Source organism: Stenotrophomonas sp. YJH_SMC_110 (genome assembly GCF_059369255.1).
This window is the reverse complement of sequence record NZ_JCAFSM010000011.1, coordinates 17,458-32,909: the sequence shown is the minus strand read 5'-3', so window position 1 is coordinate 32,909 and position 15,452 is coordinate 17,458. Positions and strand designations below refer to the sequence as shown.

The window sequence follows — 15,452 nt, the reverse complement described above, 5'->3', positions numbered from 1 at the left end:
GCGACGGCGCGGCCCGTCCTGCTGGCAACCTGCAATGAACAACACGATGTCGATCCGGCTGGCGGCCCTGCGCCGCCGGCTGCAGCCGCTGTGGCCCTGGCTGCGCTGGGGTACGGCCGCCACGCTGGCGCTGCTGCTGGTGCTGGATTTCGCCTTCCCGCCACCGCTGCCGAAGCAGCGTGATACCAGCACCCTGGTGGTGGCTGCCGACGGCACGCCGCTGCGTGCATTCGCCGACGCCGAGGGTGTGTGGCGCTACCCGGCTTCGATCAACAGCGTCTCGCCGCTGTACCTGCAGGCGTTGCTGACCTACGAAGACCGCTGGTTCTGGCGGCATCCGGGCATCAACCCGCTGGCGATCCTGCGTGCCAGCGGCCAGCTGCTGCGTGGCGGCCGCATCGTTTCCGGTGGCTCGACCCTGACCATGCAGGTCGCCCGCATCCTCGATCCGCATACGCGCACGCCGTGGGGCAAGCTCAAGCAGATGCTGCGCGCGGTGCAGCTGGAAGTGCACCTGAGCAAGCAGCAGATCCTGGCCCTGTATCTGGAGCGCGCGCCCTACGGCGGCACCATCGAGGGGGTGGAAGCGGCCAGCTGGGCCTACCTGGGCAAGCCGGCGGCGCAGCTGTCGCATGCCGAGGCCGCGTTGCTGGCGGTGCTGCCGCAGGCGCCGAGCCGGCTGCGCCCGGACCGTCATCCGGAAGCGGCGCAGAAGGCGCGCGACAAGGTGCTGTCCCGCATGAACGAGCTGGGCGTGTGGACGGCGGACGAAGTGGAAGACGCGCGCATCGAGAACGTGGTGGCGCGCTCGCTGCGCCCGCCGCTGCACGCCGCGCTGCTGGCGCAGCGCCTGCACTCGGCGCATCCGGGCCAGGCACGCATCCAGAGCAGCATCGACATCGGCCTGCAGCGCACGCTGGAAGAACGCGTGGCCAGCTATTTCTCGACGCTGCCGGAACGCACCTCGGCCGCCCTGCTGGTAGTCGACAACCAGACCCTGCAGGCGCGTGCCTATGTCGGCACGCTGGCGTTCGGTGACCGGCAGCGGCTGGGCCACGTGGACATGGTGCAGGCCTGGCGGTCGCCGGGCTCCACGCTCAAACCGTTCCTGTATGCCATGGCGCTGGACGATGGCCTGATCCATTCGGAAAGCCTGCTGGTCGATGCGCCGCAGAGTTTCGGCAGCTACCGCCCCGGCAACTTCGACATGGCTTTCAATGGGCCGATTGGTGCCTCCAGCGCGCTGCGGCTGTCACTCAACGTGCCCTCGGTGGACCTGCTGCAGCGGGTCGGTCCGGCGCGCTTCGCCGCACGCCTGTCGCACTCCGGCATCCAGCTGCGCTTCCCGCCGGGCAGTACACCCAATCTGTCGCTGATCCTGGGCGGCACCGGCGCACGCCTGGAAGACCTGGTCGGCGCGTTCGCCGCGCTCAACCGCAACGGCATCGCCGGGCGCGTGCGCTACACCGATGACGAACCGATGATCGAGCGTCGCCTGGCCTCGCCGGGCGCCAGCTGGATCGTGCGCGAGATGCTGGAATCGAATCCGCGGCCGGGGTATAGCGTCGGGACGTTCGATGTCGGTGGCCGCCCGCGCGTGGCGTGGAAGACCGGCACCAGTTACGGGTACCGCGATGCGTGGGCGATCGGCAGCACCCGCCACTACACCGTGGGCGTGTGGGTGGGGCGGCCGGACGGTACCCCGTTGCCGGGCCAGTACGGCGCGGTGACCGCGCTGCCGCTGATGTTCGAGGTGGTGGACAGCCTGCCTCGCCAGCGCGGTGATTCAGCTGCTGCACCGATGCCGGCCAGTGTCAGCCAGGAGGACGTCTGCTGGCCCACCGGCGAACGTGCCGAGGGCCTGCCAGCGGCGCTGTGCCAGCGGCGGATGTCGGCCTATCTGCTGGACGGTGCGGCACCGCCGACCTTCCCCGAGCGCGAGGCGCGGCGCTGGCAGCCGGGGCGGCAGCGTTACCTGGCCGACGCGCGGACCGGTCTGCGTGTATCCGCTGATTGCCGTTTGCCGCATCAGGAAGTCGCGCGGGAGATCGCGCGTTGGCCGGCGTTGTTGTCGCCGTGGCTGCCGAAGGCCACGCGCGAGGCTTCGCAGCTGCCGGCGCTGTCGCCGGACTGCCGCGACGACGGGCGTGAGGCCAGCGTCGCGCTGCACGTGGACGGGCTCAATGACGGCGCCACGCTGGCGCGCGCGCCGAATTCCGAACACGGCGTGCGCCTGCAGTTGCGCGCGCTGGGCAGCGAGCAGGCGGTGGACTGGTTGCTGGATGGACGCTGGATTGCACAGACCCACGGCGCGCAGCTGATGCAGCGCGAGTTCGCCGATCCGGGCGCACACACCCTGACCGCGCTGGCAGCCGACGGCGCGTGGACGCAGGTGCGGTTCAACGTCCTGCGATAGGTGCTGGGAATGGCCCGTCGACCCGACGCATCCATGCTCTGGTAGGTGCCAACCTTGGTTGGCACGCGATAAATGCGCCCACCAAGGTGGGCATCTACCAAGGCGTTTGCGGGGCCGCTATTCCCCGATCCACCCGTCCAGCAGGTCGGCGAACTCGTCGGCGTGTTCTTCCTCCTGCGCCAGGATCTCTTCAAGGATGCGCTTGGTGGTGGTATCGCGGTCGCCGATGAAGTTGATCATCTCGCGGTAGCTGTCTATGGCGATCCGTTCAGCCACCAGGTTTTCGCGCACCATGTCGCGCAGGTCGCTGCCTTCCTTGTATTCGGCATGCGAGCGCGTGGTCAGCGTATCCGGGTTCAGGTCCGGCTCGCCGCCAAGCTGGACGATGCGCTCGGCCAGCTTGCCAGCGTGCGCCTGTTCCTGCTGTGCATGCTCGAGGAACTCGGCCTTGACCGCGTCGGCCAGCATGCCCTTGGCCATGAAATAGTGCCGGTAGTAGCGCAGCACGCACACGTACTCGGTGGCGAGGGCATCGTTGAGCAGCTTGATCACCACCTTGCGGTCGGCGCTGTAGCTGTCGGTGATCGCGCCGTCTTCGATGTTGTGCCGGGCACGCTCGCGCAGGGTCTGACGGTCACTGATGCCGGGAATCCCGGCGGCGGGCTTGCTGGCTTTGGCTGGCTTGCTGGACATTGCTGGCCGTTTCCTTCTGCGGTGGGGAATCAGGTAGGCAGGTGCTCCAGCACGTACTCGGCGGAAGACACCTCGAACTGGCCCGGCTGCTCGATCCAGGCCGCACGCACCACGCCATCGACCACGTACAGCGCGAAGCGGCGCGAGCGCATGCCCATGCCCGAGGCGCTGGCATCCAGCTCCAGGCCGAGCGCGCGGGTCAGCTCGGCATTGCCGTCGGACAGCATCAGCAGGCCGTCGGGCACCTTCTGGTCGGCTGCCCAGGCTTTCATCACGAACGGGTCGTTGACCGCCATGCAGTAGACATCGATGCCGCGCTGGCGGAAGGCCTCGAATTTTTCGACGTAGCCGGGCAGGTGGCGGGCCGAGCAGGTGGGCGTGAACGCGCCGGGCACCGCAAACAGGACGACCTTGCGGGCGTCGAACAGCGAATGCGTATCAAGCGTTTCGATGCCCTCGCGGATGCGCTTGAGGGTCACTTCCGGAATGCGGTCGCCGACATGGATGGTCATGGGGAACTCCTTGCTGGGGCAGGCTAGTGGGCCGGATGGGACAGGGGCGTCAAGACATTGGAAAACCCGTGTGCAGGCCCCATCTTCAGGGTTGCGGCGGGGGCTTCCAGACACAGCCTGGGGCATCGGGATGGCAGCGGCATTGCGCAGGATCAGTCGGCCTCACCGGGGCCGCACGAGGGGCGGCGTAGCATCGCCGGCGCGTAGAATGAACCCGGGGCGGCGCCACCGGCGCGGCCGAAGCAGATCGAGGTAGCTGGATGGAATTCAAGGATTACTACGCCACCCTGGGGGTGGAACCGAGCGCGGGCGAGGCGGAGATCAAGACCGCCTACCGCCGGTTGGCACGCAAGTACCACCCGGACGTCAGCAAGGAGGCCGGGGCCGAAGACAAGTTCAAGGCGGTCAACGAGGCCTACGAGGCGCTGCGCGATCCGGAAAAGCGCGCAGCCTACGACCAGCTGCGCGCGCAGGGCTATCGCCCGGGCGAGGAGTTCAACGTGCCGCCGAACTACGGCGGCGCCGGCGGTTTCAATTTCGAGGAAGTATTCGGCGGTGGTGGCCCCAACGGCGGCTTCAGCGACTTCTTCGAAAGCCTGTTCGCGCGCCAGCGTGGCGGTGCCGGTCCGGGCCCGGGCTTCAGCAGCCAGGGCCACGCACCCAACCGCGACACCCGCGCCAAGCTGTCGGTCCCGCTGGAAGCGGCCTACAGCGGCGACAGCCTGCGCATCACCGTCAACGGCAAGCAGCTGGACGTGCGCGTGCCCAAGGGCATCCGTCCGGGCCAGGTGATCCGCCTGGCAGGGCAGGGCAACCATGGCGGCAACCTGCTGCTGGAAGTGGAGTACGCCGCGCATCCGCAGTTCGAGGTCGATGGCCGCAACATCCTCTATACGTTGCCGGTCACGCCCTGGCAGGCCGCGTTGGGCACCAGCATCAGCGTGCCGACCCTGGGCGGTGCGGTGGAGCTGAAGATCCCCGCCGACTCCGATGCCGGCCGCAAACTGCGCCTGCGTGGCCGGGGCCTGCCGGGCAGCCCGGACGGCGACCAGATCGTTGAAATCGAGATCGTGGCCCCGGCCGCGACCGACGAGGCGCAGAAGAAGGCCTACCGCAATCTGGCCAAGGCCTTCGGCGAGTCGATCTGAGCACGCCTTGCGGTCGTGCCGGCCGCTGGCCGGCAATTTCATGACCTGGGACGGTGATGCGTGGTTGCCGGCCAGCGGCCGGCACGACCACGCGCGTCTCAGCCCTGGCCGGCGAACACCCGCTCCAGCACCTCGGACAGCTCGTCTTCCGAGAACGGCTTGGTGATGTAGGCCTTGGCGCCCTGGCGCATGCCCCACATGCGATCGGTGTCCTGGTCCTTGGTGGTCACCAGGATCACCGGGATATGCCGGGTCGCCTCGTCGCGGGCGAGGGTACGGGTGGCCTGGAAGCCGTTGAGATTGGGCATCACCACGTCCATCAGGACCAGGTCGGGCAGCTCGGCCCTGGCGGTTTCGACCCCGGCGGCGCCATCGGTGGCGGTCAGGATCTGGTGCCCGAGCTTCTCGACGATGCGCTGTATCCCCAACAGCTGCGACGGTGAGTCGTCGACGATCAGAATGCGTGCCATGTTGTTCCCCATGTAATGCCCGCAGTGTAGTGCGGGCTCATTACCGGCGGGAGGGGGGCACCTGCCGTCCGTCGCCTGCCTGCGACGTTCAGTCGATCCGCACCACCGTGCGGCCCAGCGATCCACCCGCCAGCATCCGCTCGAACACTGCCCGGAGGCCATCAAGGCCGACCTCGGCGGTGCAGATGCGGTCCAGGTGCTGCGGCTTCCACTCACCGCCCAGGCGCGACCACACCTCTTCGCGCAGCCGGCGCGGCGCATTGGCCGAAGACACGCCGAGCAGCGACACACCGCGCAGGATGAAGGGCATCACCGTCATGTCCAGCGTCGGGCTGGCCGCCAGGCCGGCGCTGACCACGCTGCCGTAGGGCACGGTCTGCGCCAGCAGGCTGGCGAGCATGGCGCCGCCGGCATTGTCCAGGCCCCCGCCGAAGCGCGCCGACTGCAGCGGGCCGGTGTCGGCCAGCGCCTCGCGCGGCAGCACCTCGCTGGCACCGATGTCGCGCAGGAAGTCGGTCTGGTCCGGCTTGCCACTGACCGCGTGCACGGTGTAGCCGGCACGGCTGAAGATCGACAGCGCCAGCGCACCGACGCCGCCGCTGGCGCCGGTGACCGCCAGCGGGCCGAGCTCCGGGGTCTGGCGGTTGTCCTGCATGCGCAGCAGCGCCAGCGCCGCCGTGAAGCCGGCGGTGCCCAGCACCATCGCCTCGCGCGGGCTCAGCCCGGCCGGCTGTGCAATCACCGCACGCGACTCCAGCCGCACATACTGGCTGTAGCCGCCGTCACGGGTCTCGCTGAGGCCGCAGCCGGTGGCCAGCACCGCGTCGCCTTCACGCCAGGCCGGGTCGGTGCTGGCGACCACGGTGCCGGCCACGTCGATGCCGCCGACCAGCGGGAAGCGGCGCAGGATCTTCCCCTTGCCGGTGCCGGCCAGGGCATCCTTGTAGTTGACCGAGGACCAGTGGGCGCGGATCAGTACCTGCCCGGGGTTGAGGTCGTCGACACCGAGCCGGGTCAGGCCGCTGCGATAGCCGGCGTCGTCGTTTTCGATGCGGAAGGCGGTGAACGGGGTGGTGGGGGCCATCGGCGTTGCCTGACTTCGAGGAAAACGCCACCTTACCCCGTCGTCGCCCTTTCGATCCTGCCGATCCGCCCCATCTTGTATGATCGGTAATGGTTTCACGGCTGGCGCCGCGGGAAGGGCCCGCGCCGCAGCCCACATCTTGATGGAGCGTGCATGGCCTGGAATACACCCGGCGGCAACAAGGGCGGACAAGGCCCCGAGGACAATCGACGCGGGCCGTTCGGGTCGCGCGGCGGTGGCAATGGTGGTGGCTGGGGCGGACTGCCCGGGCCGTTGAAGGACCTGTTCGACGGCGGCATCGTGCGTTGGGTGGTGGCGGCCCTGGTGCTGCTGGTGCTGTTCTCCAGCTTCCAGCTGATCGGTGAACAGCAGCGTGGCGTGGTCCTGCGCTTCGGCCAGTTCTCGCGCATCCTGCAGCCCGGCCCGAACTTCAAGCTGCCGTGGCCGATCGAGTCGGTCACCAAGGTCAACGCCACCGAGATCAAGACCTTCTCGATCCAGGTGCCGGTCCTGACCCGTGACGAGAACATCGTCAACGTCTCGCTGAACGTCCAGTACCGCATCGACGATCCGCAGCAGTACCTGTTCGGCACGGTCGATGCCAACCAGGTGCTGGAGCAGTCGGCGCAGAGCGCGGTGCGCGAGGAAGTCGGCCGCGCCGACCTCAATGCCGTGCTGAACAACCGTGGCCCGCTGGCCGTGGCCGCCGAGGAGCGCCTGCAGGCGCTGCTGAAGGCGTTCAAGACCGGCCTGACCGTGACCGGCCTGACCCTGCAGGACGCCCGTCCGCCGGAGGAAGTGAAGCCGGCCTTCGACGAGGTCAATGGTGCCCAGCAGGTCAAGGAACGCCTGATCAACGAAGCCCAGGCCTACGCCGCCAAGGTCGTGCCGGAAGCCCGAGGCCAGGCCTCGCGCGCCCGTACCACCGCCGAAGGCTACAAGCAGGCAGTGGTGTCCAAGGCCGAGGGTGACGCGCAGCGCTTCAGCCTGTTGCAGGCCCAGTACAAGGACGCGCCGGAAGTGACCCGCAAGCGCCTGTGGCTGGAGACCGTGCAGCAGGTGCTGAGCGAGAACCGCAAGGTGATCGGCGGCGATGGCCGCCAGCTGATCTACGTGCCGATGACCGGCGACACCCGTCCCACCACGTCGGCCCCGGCCGCAGTGGCAAACCCGGACGTGGTCATGCCGTCGCTGCCGGGCGCAGCGGTGGAAGCTTCCCGTGATCCGGGCCGGCCGGTGGGCCGCCCGACCGGACGACCGAGCGGCCGTGAGGAGGGCAGCCGATGAAGAGTCCTATCTGGATCGCCGTGATCGTGGCGGTGGTGCTGGGCCTGCTCGGCTCGGTGTATGTGGTCCGTGAGGACCAGACCGCCATGGTGCTGAACCTGGGCAAGGTGGTGCGGTCGGACATCAAGCCAGGCCTGCACTTCAAGGTGCCGGTGGTGGAAACGGTGAAGGTCTTCGACCGCCGCTTCCAGGTGCTCGACACCGCGCCGGCGCGCTACTTCACCGCCGAGCAGAAGGACGTCAGCGTCGACTTCTTCGCCATCGGCTACATCTCCAACGTGGGTGACTACTTCCGTGCCACCGGCGGCGACCCGCGCGTGGCCAACGCCCGCCTGGCGCCGATCATCACCGATTCGCTGCGCAACCAGATCAACTCGCGCACCCTGCAGCAGCTGGTGTCCGGCGACCGCAGTGAGCTGATCGCCGAGCAGTTGAAGGGAATCAACGAGGCCGTGGCCGGCCTTGGCATGCAGATGATCGACCTGCGCATCAAGCAGGTGGACCTGCCCACCGACAGCCAGGTGATCAACGACGTGTACGAGCGCATGCGCGCCCAGCGCAAGCAGGAAGCCGCCAAGCTGCGCGCGGAAGGCGAGGAACAGTCGCTGACCATCCGCGCCCAGGCCGACCGTGACAGCACCGTGCTGATCGCCGAGGCCGAGCGCGATGCACAGCGCCTGCGCGGTGAAGGTGATGCGGAAGCCACCCGCATCTACGGCAAGGCCGGTTCGGCTGATCCGTCGTTCTACGCGTTCTACCGTAGCCTGGAGGCGTACCGCGGCTCCATGACCGACGGCAACGGCGTGATCGTGCTCGACAAGAACGACCCGTTCCTGCAGTACCTGAAGAACGACCGCTGAGGTCGCAGGGCATTACCCCACGGGGCCCGGCCAACTGCCGGGCCCCGTGCTTTTTCCGGAGTTCCGATGAAAGATCTGTTCGCCGCCGTCTGCCTGGTCGCGGTGCTGGAAGGCCTGTTCCTGTTCGTCGCGCCGTTCGCCTGGAAGCGCATGGCCGAACGCCTGCTGGACCTGCCCAGCCCGGCCCTGCGCAGCTTCGGCGGACTGGTGCTGCTGGCCGGCCTGAGCCTGCTGTGGTGGGTGCGGCACTAGACGCCCCGGCGCGGCCGCCTGCGTCTACCTGCGTGGCCTGGCCTTGGTAGCTGCCAACCTTGGTTGGCATTGCCGGCCAGCGGCCGGCACGACCGGGCGGGGCGGCTGACCGACCTGCACCTGCGTGGCCTGGCCCTGGTAGATGCCAACCTTGGTTGGCGTTGCCGGCCAGCGGCCGGCACGACTGGGTGGGGCGGCTGACCGACCTGCACCTGCGTGGCCTGGCCCTGGTAGATGCCAACCTTGGTTGGCATTGCCGGCCAGCGGCCGGCACGACCGGGCGGGGCAGCTGACCGCCCTGCACCTGCGTGGCCAGGCTCTGGTAGATGCCAACCTTGGTTGGCATTGCCGGCCAGCGGCCGGCACGACCGGGCGGGGCGGCTGACCGGCCTGCACCTGCGTGGCCAGGCCCTGGTAGATGCCAACCTTGGTTGGCATTGCCGGCCAGCGGCCGGCACGACCGGGCGGGGCGGCTGACCGACCTGCACCTGCGTGGCCCGGCTCTGGTAGATGCCAACCTTGGTTGGCATTGCCGGCCAGCGGCCGGCACGACCGGGCGGGGCGGCTGACCGGCCGGTGAAGCCGTCCGTCGGAAAGTTGGCAGCGGACCCCGTAAACCCGGATAATGCACAAAAGCCGGACGGGCCTCCCCGTTCGGCTTTTTCCGTGTCTGGGCCCTCCATCGCCGGCCGCTCCCCGTTTGGAGCCGCCCTCCAGGTGCTGGCCAGCCCCGCCACGGTTTACCCGTCCGCGGCCCCGATGGCCGCAACAAACCGAGGAGCCCGTCATGGGTCAGTCTGTCGTAGTGTTGGGTGCCCAGTGGGGCGATGAAGGCAAGGGCAAGATCGTCGATCTGCTCACTGAGGAAATCGGCGCCGTCGTGCGCTTCCAGGGCGGCCACAATGCCGGCCACACCCTGGTCATCAACGGTAAGAAGACCGTCCTGCACCTGATCCCGTCGGGCATCCTGCGTGACGATGCGCTGTGCCTGATCGGCAACGGCGTGGTGATCTCGCCGGCCGCGCTGCAGAAGGAAATCGCCGAGCTGGAAGCCTCCGGCGTGGAAGTGCGTTCGCGCCTGAAGATCTCCCCGGCCGCGCCGCTGATCATGCCGTACCACATCGCCCTGGACCAGGCGCGCGAGCGCGCAGCCGGTGGCAAGGCGATCGGCACCACCGGCCGCGGCATCGGCCCGGCCTACGAAGACAAGGTGGCGCGTCGCGGCATCCGCATCGCCGACCTGCACTACCCGAAGCAGCTGGAAGAACTGCTGCGCACCGCGCTGGATTACCACAACTTCGTGCTGACCAAGTACCTGAACACCGATGCGGTCGACTTCCAGAAGACCTTCGACGAAGCACTGGCCTTCGGCGAATACGTGCAGCCGATGAAGTCCGACGTGGCCGGCATCCTGCACGACCTGCGCAAGCAGGGTAAGCGCGTGCTGTTCGAAGGTGCGCAGGGTGCGCTGCTGGACATCGACCACGGCACCTACCCGTACGTCACCAGCTCCAACACCACCGTCGGTGGTGCGCTGGCCGGTTCCGGCGTCGGCGCTGATTCGATCGACTACGTGCTGGGCATCGCCAAGGCCTACGCCACCCGCGTAGGCGGTGGCCCGTTCCCGACCGAGCTGGACGACGAAGTCGGCCAGGGCATTCGTGACCGCGGCGCCGAGTACGGTGCGTCGACCGGCCGTCCGCGTCGTTGTGGCTGGATGGACATCGTCGCGCTGAAGCGCGCCGTGGCCATCAACGGCATCAGCGGCCTGTGCATCACCAAGCTGGACGTGCTCGACGGCATGGAAAAGCTGAAGGTCTGCATCGCCTACGAATACAACGGCAAGCGCACCGAGTACGCGCCGCTGGACGCGCAGGGCTGGGAAGAATGCACCCCGGTGTATCTGGAGTTCCCGGGCTGGAGCGAGAACACCCACGGCATCACCCAGTGGGACGACCTGCCGCCGGCCGCACGCGCCTACCTGCGTTCGCTGGAAGAGCTGGCCGGCTGCCCGATCAGCATCGTCTCCACCGGCCCGGACCGCGACCACACCATGGTCCTGCAGGATCCGTTCGCCTGAGGTGGCGCCGGGCCATGCCCGGCGTTGGTGACAGGAAAAGCCCCGCGCACGCGGGGCTTTTTCGTTACTGTGTGGCCAGGCCAGCGGGGAAGCGACGCGATGACCAGGATGTCAGCGTGAAAGGCGGGACGGTAGTGCGGGTCACCCTGTGGGTGTCGTGGAGCCTGTGGTGCATGGCCGGCCTGGTACTTGTGTTGGGTGCAGCCGCCAATGCCCTGGCTTCGCGCACGCAGACGGTGCCGCTGGTGCTGCGCCCTGGCGCAACCGCCCAGATCACCGTCTACCGCCTCATCGATGACCAGCTTCGGCTGCGCCTGCGCTATGCCGCGGACGGTACAGAGGCTGACCCTGAAGTGCTGCCGCGCATCGAAACTCCGACCGATCATGGAGACTTCCGCGCAGGGAAGCGTTGGGGAGTGGCCGGGCAGGGCATCGACCGCGCGCTGGTATCGGTTGAGTCCAGCGGCCTCATGGCCTCCTACTTTGGTTACGGTCGCGGCGACGCATTGCCACGCGGCCGCTCATGGCTGCGGGTAACCGTGCTGGAGGTGGATCCGGCGCTGGCGGGACGCACTGCAGACATCGAGCTGCAGCCGCCGCTGGGTCTGCTGAAGCTGACCGACCTGGACTACCTCTGGCTGTGGCCGTTCTTTTTCTGGAAGATGGCGGCGCTGTTCCTGCTGATTCCGGGGGCTGCGTTGACTGTCTTCACTGTGGCGTTGCGGCGCCAGCAGCGCCGGGCATCGGTGCCGCCGACTTCAGCAAGGGATAGGGATTGATCGACTCTCCCTTCCACCACTGCTTCTCCGGCCCCAACACATGCACTTCGAAGTGCAGGTGCGGGGCCTCGGCGCTGGCATTGCCGGTGCTGCCGACGTAGCCGATCACATCCCCGCGCTTGATCGCCTGTTTCTCGGCCAGGCCATCGGCATAGCGCTGCAGGTGCGCGTAGTAGTAGCACCAGCGTCCGCTGGGCTCGAACTGGTAGATAGTCAGCCCGCCGCGTTTGCTGTCGAACAGTTTTTCCACCGTGCCATCAGCCACCGCGAGTACGGGAGTACCTGCATCGGCCATGATGTCGATGGCATCGTGTACGCGGCCTTCGCTGCGTGCATCGGTGAAGGTATCGCGCAGCTGCGAGGCCAGGATGCCCTGCACCGGCAGCAGCAGGCCGGACGGTGCATCCGCAGCCTGCGCGGCCGGCGGCGCGGTGGTGGCGGGTGGGGCCGTTGCGCGTGGCGCTGGTTCGACCACCGGCGCGGCGGACACCGCCGATGGCGCTGCCGGCAGCGAGGCGGCTACCGGCTCACTCCCATCGCGACGCAGCCACCAACCTGCCCCCAGTCCCAGCAGTACGCCCAATACGATCAGCTGCGAAAGACGCATGGGCTTACTCCTGCATCACCACGGGCACCGAAGTATCCACTGCGTCGGCCACACGCACCGCATCCCAGTTGGTCATGCGTACGCAGCCATGCGATTCGGTCTTGCCGACATGGCTGGGTTCGGGCGTGCCATGCAGGCCGTAGTGTGGCTTGGACAGGTCGATCCAGACCCGGCCGACCGGATTGTTCGGGCCCGGCGGCAGCGTCGCTTTCTTTTCGCCCTTGCGCGCATCCCAGAACAACTTCGGGTTGTAGTGGAACGGCGGGTCGCGATACACGCCCAGGATCTTCCATTCGCCGATCGGCAACGGGTCGTGCTGGCTGCCCGACGACACCGGCACCTGCGCGATCAGCTTGCCCTGCGCATCCAGCAACTGCAGGGTGGAGTCGGATTTGTCGACCACGATCTTCGCCGCCTTCGGCAATGCCGCTGGTGCGATGTTGGGCACTTGGATGCGGCTGCCAGCCTTGGTCAGATCCACGCCGGGATTGAGCACCTTCAGCAACTCCGGCGAGGCGTGGAAGCGCTCGCCCAGGGCTTCTTCCACGCTGCTGAAACCCAGCGATTTCAGTTTGGCCTGTGCGGCAGGTCCTTTCGGTATGGGCTGGAACGGGCCGGCGACATCCTCGGCAGTCAGCGTGTAGCTGGCCAGCGGCCCCACCGTATCAGCCTGCAGGGCCTTCCAGGTGGCGTCGTCCAGCTCACCCGTCATGGTCAGCCCATGCGCGGCCTGGAAGCCCGCCACCGCGCGTCGCTGGTTGCTGCCCACTCCGCCATCGATCTGGCCAGGCGAGAAATTCGCGCGATCCAGCAGCACCTGGGCATGCAGTGCGGAGCGCACTGCGGTGTCCGGGCCGGCCTTCTCGGCAATGGGGGCGGGCAGGTTGGGCGCAGGAGACTGCGCGAAGGCGGGTGATATCAGTAGCGACAGGACGAACAGTACAGGATGGGGTACACGCATGGGCATCTCCGGCATTCACGGAACTACCATGCCTGTGCGCAATGCAGGACTGATGTGAAAAGAATCTGACGCCGGGATGAGTGGTGCCAACGTGACCATCCCTTGTGGGGCCGCGTCTGCACATGGAAAGCAACGAGGGCAGGCGACCACGGATCCGTCGCCGCCTGCCCTGATGTTCAATCCACAGTAACCATGATGTCGATGCTGTTGTTGTCCTCCCGTGACTCGCTCACGGTGTTCTGATCGTCAACCAGCAGCTGGATGGAGTGCACCCCTGGGGTCGGGCGCCAGACGTCGTTGTAAGTCCTGACATTGACGCTGGCGCCGGGTGCCAGGGTGTAGTTCTGGAGGCCGCCCCATACGCAACCTTCAATGAAACACTGCCCGTTCTTCATGGCCATCAGCCCAATCCAAGGCGCGCTGGCGGCGACCGAGCCGACATTCTCGATGGTTGCGGTGAACGAGGTTGCATCGCCGGATTTCGGACGCAGCGGCTGTGAATGCGCGCTGGTGATCCGAAGGTCTGGCTTGTCCGAGACCTGGATGATTCGAGCCAGCTGGTTGTTGCCCTCATTCGACTCCTGGATCAGCCCTTGGTCGTCAACAATGGAGGTGATCTGTTGCTGGCCACCCGCGGCTGGCCAAACGGGGCCAGCGGGGCTCAACCATACGGATTCGCCCGGCGCCAAGGCCGTTGTCAGGCCACTCCAGGGGCAGCCACTGGCTGGGCACGCGCCATTTACCAGATAGACCGCTCCGAGCCAACCCGCAGGTGCGGGCATTGATCCGCGGTTGGTTACTGCCGTGCGGAATGTCACTGCATCGCCTGGCTTGAAACTGGCTGGAATCGTTTCGATCAGGTATGGCTGCAGATCGGGCAGATCCCCCACCATGATTTCCCGGGTCAACTCGTTGTTGTGTTCGTCGAGTTCCTTGATGCGGTCCGCGTCATCAGCGAACACGGTCATCGCATGCAGCCCTGCCGAAGGTGTCCAGCTGGGTCCCTGGTTCAGATCTATGGTGGCCTGTTGACCAGGGGCCAGACTGATGGTCAAGATTCCCCATTGGCATCCTCCCTCGAAACACTGTCCCTCCTCATGGACGAGGACACTGTGGTGATTCATGGGAGACGGAGCATTGCCGGCATTTCGGATGGTTGCCCGGAAACGGACTGGCTCCCCTGCCCGGAACTGGCTTGGAATCGTGTCGATCCGCGTGACCTGAAGGTCCGGTTGATGCGTGAGGTCATCGATCATTGAGTTGAAGATGGCAGGGCAGTTCTGCCCGTCGAACTGAAAATCAGGGCGTGCACCCGGCCAGAACGCAAAGTAGGCGCTGCCTAGGTTGCGAGGGCGGTCCGCTCCATACACGGCTTGCAATGAAGCTTCGAGTTTCACCCGGAAGCTGGTGCGCAGTCCGGGGTCATTGCAGCTGGTGTAGTTGAAAGCAGGAAGGACCGGAACCATTCCACCTCCCAGCAATCCGTGCCGTTTCCATTTCTGGTACTGAGCGACCTGTTCGTTGACGGTGTTCTGATACTGGTCAACAAAGACGACATCCTGTGCGTGTGGGCTCATTGCGTACTGGATCTGGACATCGCTCAACGTGCCCATCAGATTGGCGATGATCACCGGGCGCGCGGATGCATCGGGATCCGCTTGCCGAAGCCTTTCGTAGACCAGTTCCTGGAAGCGCTTGCAGATACCAAGGTTCTGTGGTGTCTGTGGCAGAGCTGGTTCGTCAAAAGTGTAGTAACCAACTACGATGTCTGAGTTCTGCAGGGCAAGTGCAGCAACAGCGTCAAGCTCCTGTTGAAGCCAGTCTGGTAGACGCTCGTTGCCAGGAGAGCAGGCACTGCCGGGATCTGCGTACCAGGCGTCGTGAACGGGTCCGTTGAACTGGAGCAGCACTTTGAATCTGGATAACAGCGGGTCCTGCCGCAGCGCCTGCAAACGGGAGCTGAGTTCACCCGTATTCCATCCTGTCACGGGAATCACATTCGCGCCGGCATTGTGCAGCTCGGTCAGCTGGGAGCGGACTGCGGGGTCAGCATTGCCGATGATGTTGTACGCGTAGAGGAACTTGAAGTTGCTTCCGGTGTATGCGTCCTGGGCGTGCGCGGACTGTGGGCTTGTCATGCAGGCAAGCAGGAGCGGAAGTGCACTGAGATAATGCCTCATGGTCGTCCTTGTACGATGGCGAGGGTGGCCGAGGTCTGGCATCTTGCAGATCAGCGGTGGCCCAGCATAACGGCAACAACCGCCTGGATCAGACCGCCTACGGAGATGCTGCGCATTCGTTGC

General features: G+C 66.7%; 14 protein-coding genes. 7 read left to right on the top strand and 7 right to left on the bottom strand.

The window, feature by feature from the left end; translation table 11 throughout:
* Positions 1–34: 34 nt before the first annotated feature.
* Positions 35–2,416 (top strand): penicillin-binding protein 1C, encoded by a 2,382-nt coding sequence (gene pbpC, locus AC5P6H_RS17710; RefSeq protein WP_111206446.1) that lies wholly within the window; start codon positions 35–37, stop codon positions 2,414–2,416.
* Positions 2,417–2,533: 117 nt separating this feature from the next.
* Here the strand turns inward: pbpC and AC5P6H_RS17705 are convergent, their stop codons facing one another.
* Positions 2,534–3,109 carry a ferritin-like domain-containing protein gene (locus AC5P6H_RS17705; RefSeq protein ID WP_014648036.1) on the bottom strand — a complete coding sequence of 192 codons (576 nt, stop codon included), beginning with the start codon at positions 3,107–3,109 and terminating at the stop codon, positions 2,534–2,536.
* Positions 3,110–3,138: 29 nt separating this feature from the next.
* A complete protein-coding gene (locus AC5P6H_RS17700) occupies positions 3,139–3,621 on the bottom strand; it encodes a peroxiredoxin (RefSeq protein WP_111206448.1) in 483 nt (160 codons plus the stop codon).
* 260 nt (positions 3,622–3,881) lie between these two features.
* Between AC5P6H_RS17700 and AC5P6H_RS17695 the strand changes: the two genes are divergently transcribed.
* Complete coding sequence (locus AC5P6H_RS17695; protein ID WP_012511838.1) at positions 3,882–4,769, top strand: DnaJ C-terminal domain-containing protein; 888 nt, start codon at positions 3,882–3,884, stop codon at positions 4,767–4,769.
* 98 nt (positions 4,770–4,867) lie between these two features.
* On the opposite strand, the gene pilH is transcribed toward AC5P6H_RS17695, so the two are convergent.
* Complete coding sequence (gene pilH, locus AC5P6H_RS17690) at positions 4,868–5,239, bottom strand: twitching motility response regulator PilH (RefSeq protein ID WP_014648033.1); 372 nt, start codon at positions 5,237–5,239, stop codon at positions 4,868–4,870.
* Positions 5,240–5,327: 88 nt separating this feature from the next.
* Positions 5,328–6,323 (bottom strand): YhdH/YhfP family quinone oxidoreductase, encoded by a 996-nt coding sequence (locus tag AC5P6H_RS17685; protein WP_053495211.1) that lies wholly within the window; start codon positions 6,321–6,323, stop codon positions 5,328–5,330.
* 153 nt (positions 6,324–6,476) lie between these two features.
* Here AC5P6H_RS17685 and hflK point away from each other — a divergent pair, with 153 nt between their 5' ends.
* The 5 genes from hflK to AC5P6H_RS17660 all read left to right on the top strand — a co-directional run bounded on the left by hflK (position 6,477) and on the right by AC5P6H_RS17660 (position 11,581).
* Complete coding sequence (gene hflK / locus AC5P6H_RS17680; protein ID WP_495202929.1) at positions 6,477–7,610, top strand: FtsH protease activity modulator HflK; 1,134 nt, start codon at positions 6,477–6,479, stop codon at positions 7,608–7,610.
* The gene (gene hflC, locus AC5P6H_RS17675; RefSeq protein WP_014648031.1) at positions 7,607–8,470 is read left to right on the top strand and encodes a protease modulator HflC; all 864 of its coding nucleotides are present in this window, start codon (positions 7,607–7,609) and stop codon (positions 8,468–8,470) included. The genes hflK and hflC overlap by 4 nt, the downstream gene beginning before the upstream one ends.
* A gap of 66 nt (positions 8,471–8,536) precedes the next feature.
* The gene (locus AC5P6H_RS17670) at positions 8,537–8,722 is read left to right on the top strand and encodes a DUF2065 domain-containing protein (RefSeq protein ID WP_005414170.1); all 186 of its coding nucleotides are present in this window, start codon (positions 8,537–8,539) and stop codon (positions 8,720–8,722) included.
* Positions 8,723–9,509: 787 nt separating this feature from the next.
* Positions 9,510–10,802, top strand: coding sequence for an adenylosuccinate synthase (locus tag AC5P6H_RS17665; RefSeq protein ID WP_014648029.1), 1,293 nt, complete (start codon positions 9,510–9,512; stop codon positions 10,800–10,802).
* A gap of 116 nt (positions 10,803–10,918) precedes the next feature.
* Complete coding sequence (locus tag AC5P6H_RS17660) at positions 10,919–11,581, top strand: hypothetical protein (RefSeq protein WP_495202928.1); 663 nt, start codon at positions 10,919–10,921, stop codon at positions 11,579–11,581.
* Here the strand turns inward: AC5P6H_RS17660 and AC5P6H_RS17655 are convergent.
* The 3 genes from AC5P6H_RS17655 to AC5P6H_RS17645 form a co-directional block, all read right to left on the bottom strand.
* Complete coding sequence (locus AC5P6H_RS17655) at positions 11,511–12,188, bottom strand: M23 family metallopeptidase (RefSeq protein ID WP_053495714.1); 678 nt, start codon at positions 12,186–12,188, stop codon at positions 11,511–11,513. The two genes, AC5P6H_RS17660 and AC5P6H_RS17655, sit on opposite strands and share 71 nt — an antisense overlap.
* A gap of 4 nt (positions 12,189–12,192) precedes the next feature.
* The gene (locus tag AC5P6H_RS17650) at positions 12,193–13,155 is read right to left on the bottom strand and encodes a L,D-transpeptidase family protein (RefSeq protein ID WP_495202927.1); all 963 of its coding nucleotides are present in this window, start codon (positions 13,153–13,155) and stop codon (positions 12,193–12,195) included.
* Positions 13,156–13,325: 170 nt separating this feature from the next.
* The gene (locus AC5P6H_RS17645) at positions 13,326–15,329 is read right to left on the bottom strand and encodes a CARDB domain-containing protein (RefSeq protein ID WP_049441936.1); all 2,004 of its coding nucleotides are present in this window, start codon (positions 15,327–15,329) and stop codon (positions 13,326–13,328) included.
* Positions 15,330–15,452: the final 123 nt, after the last annotated feature.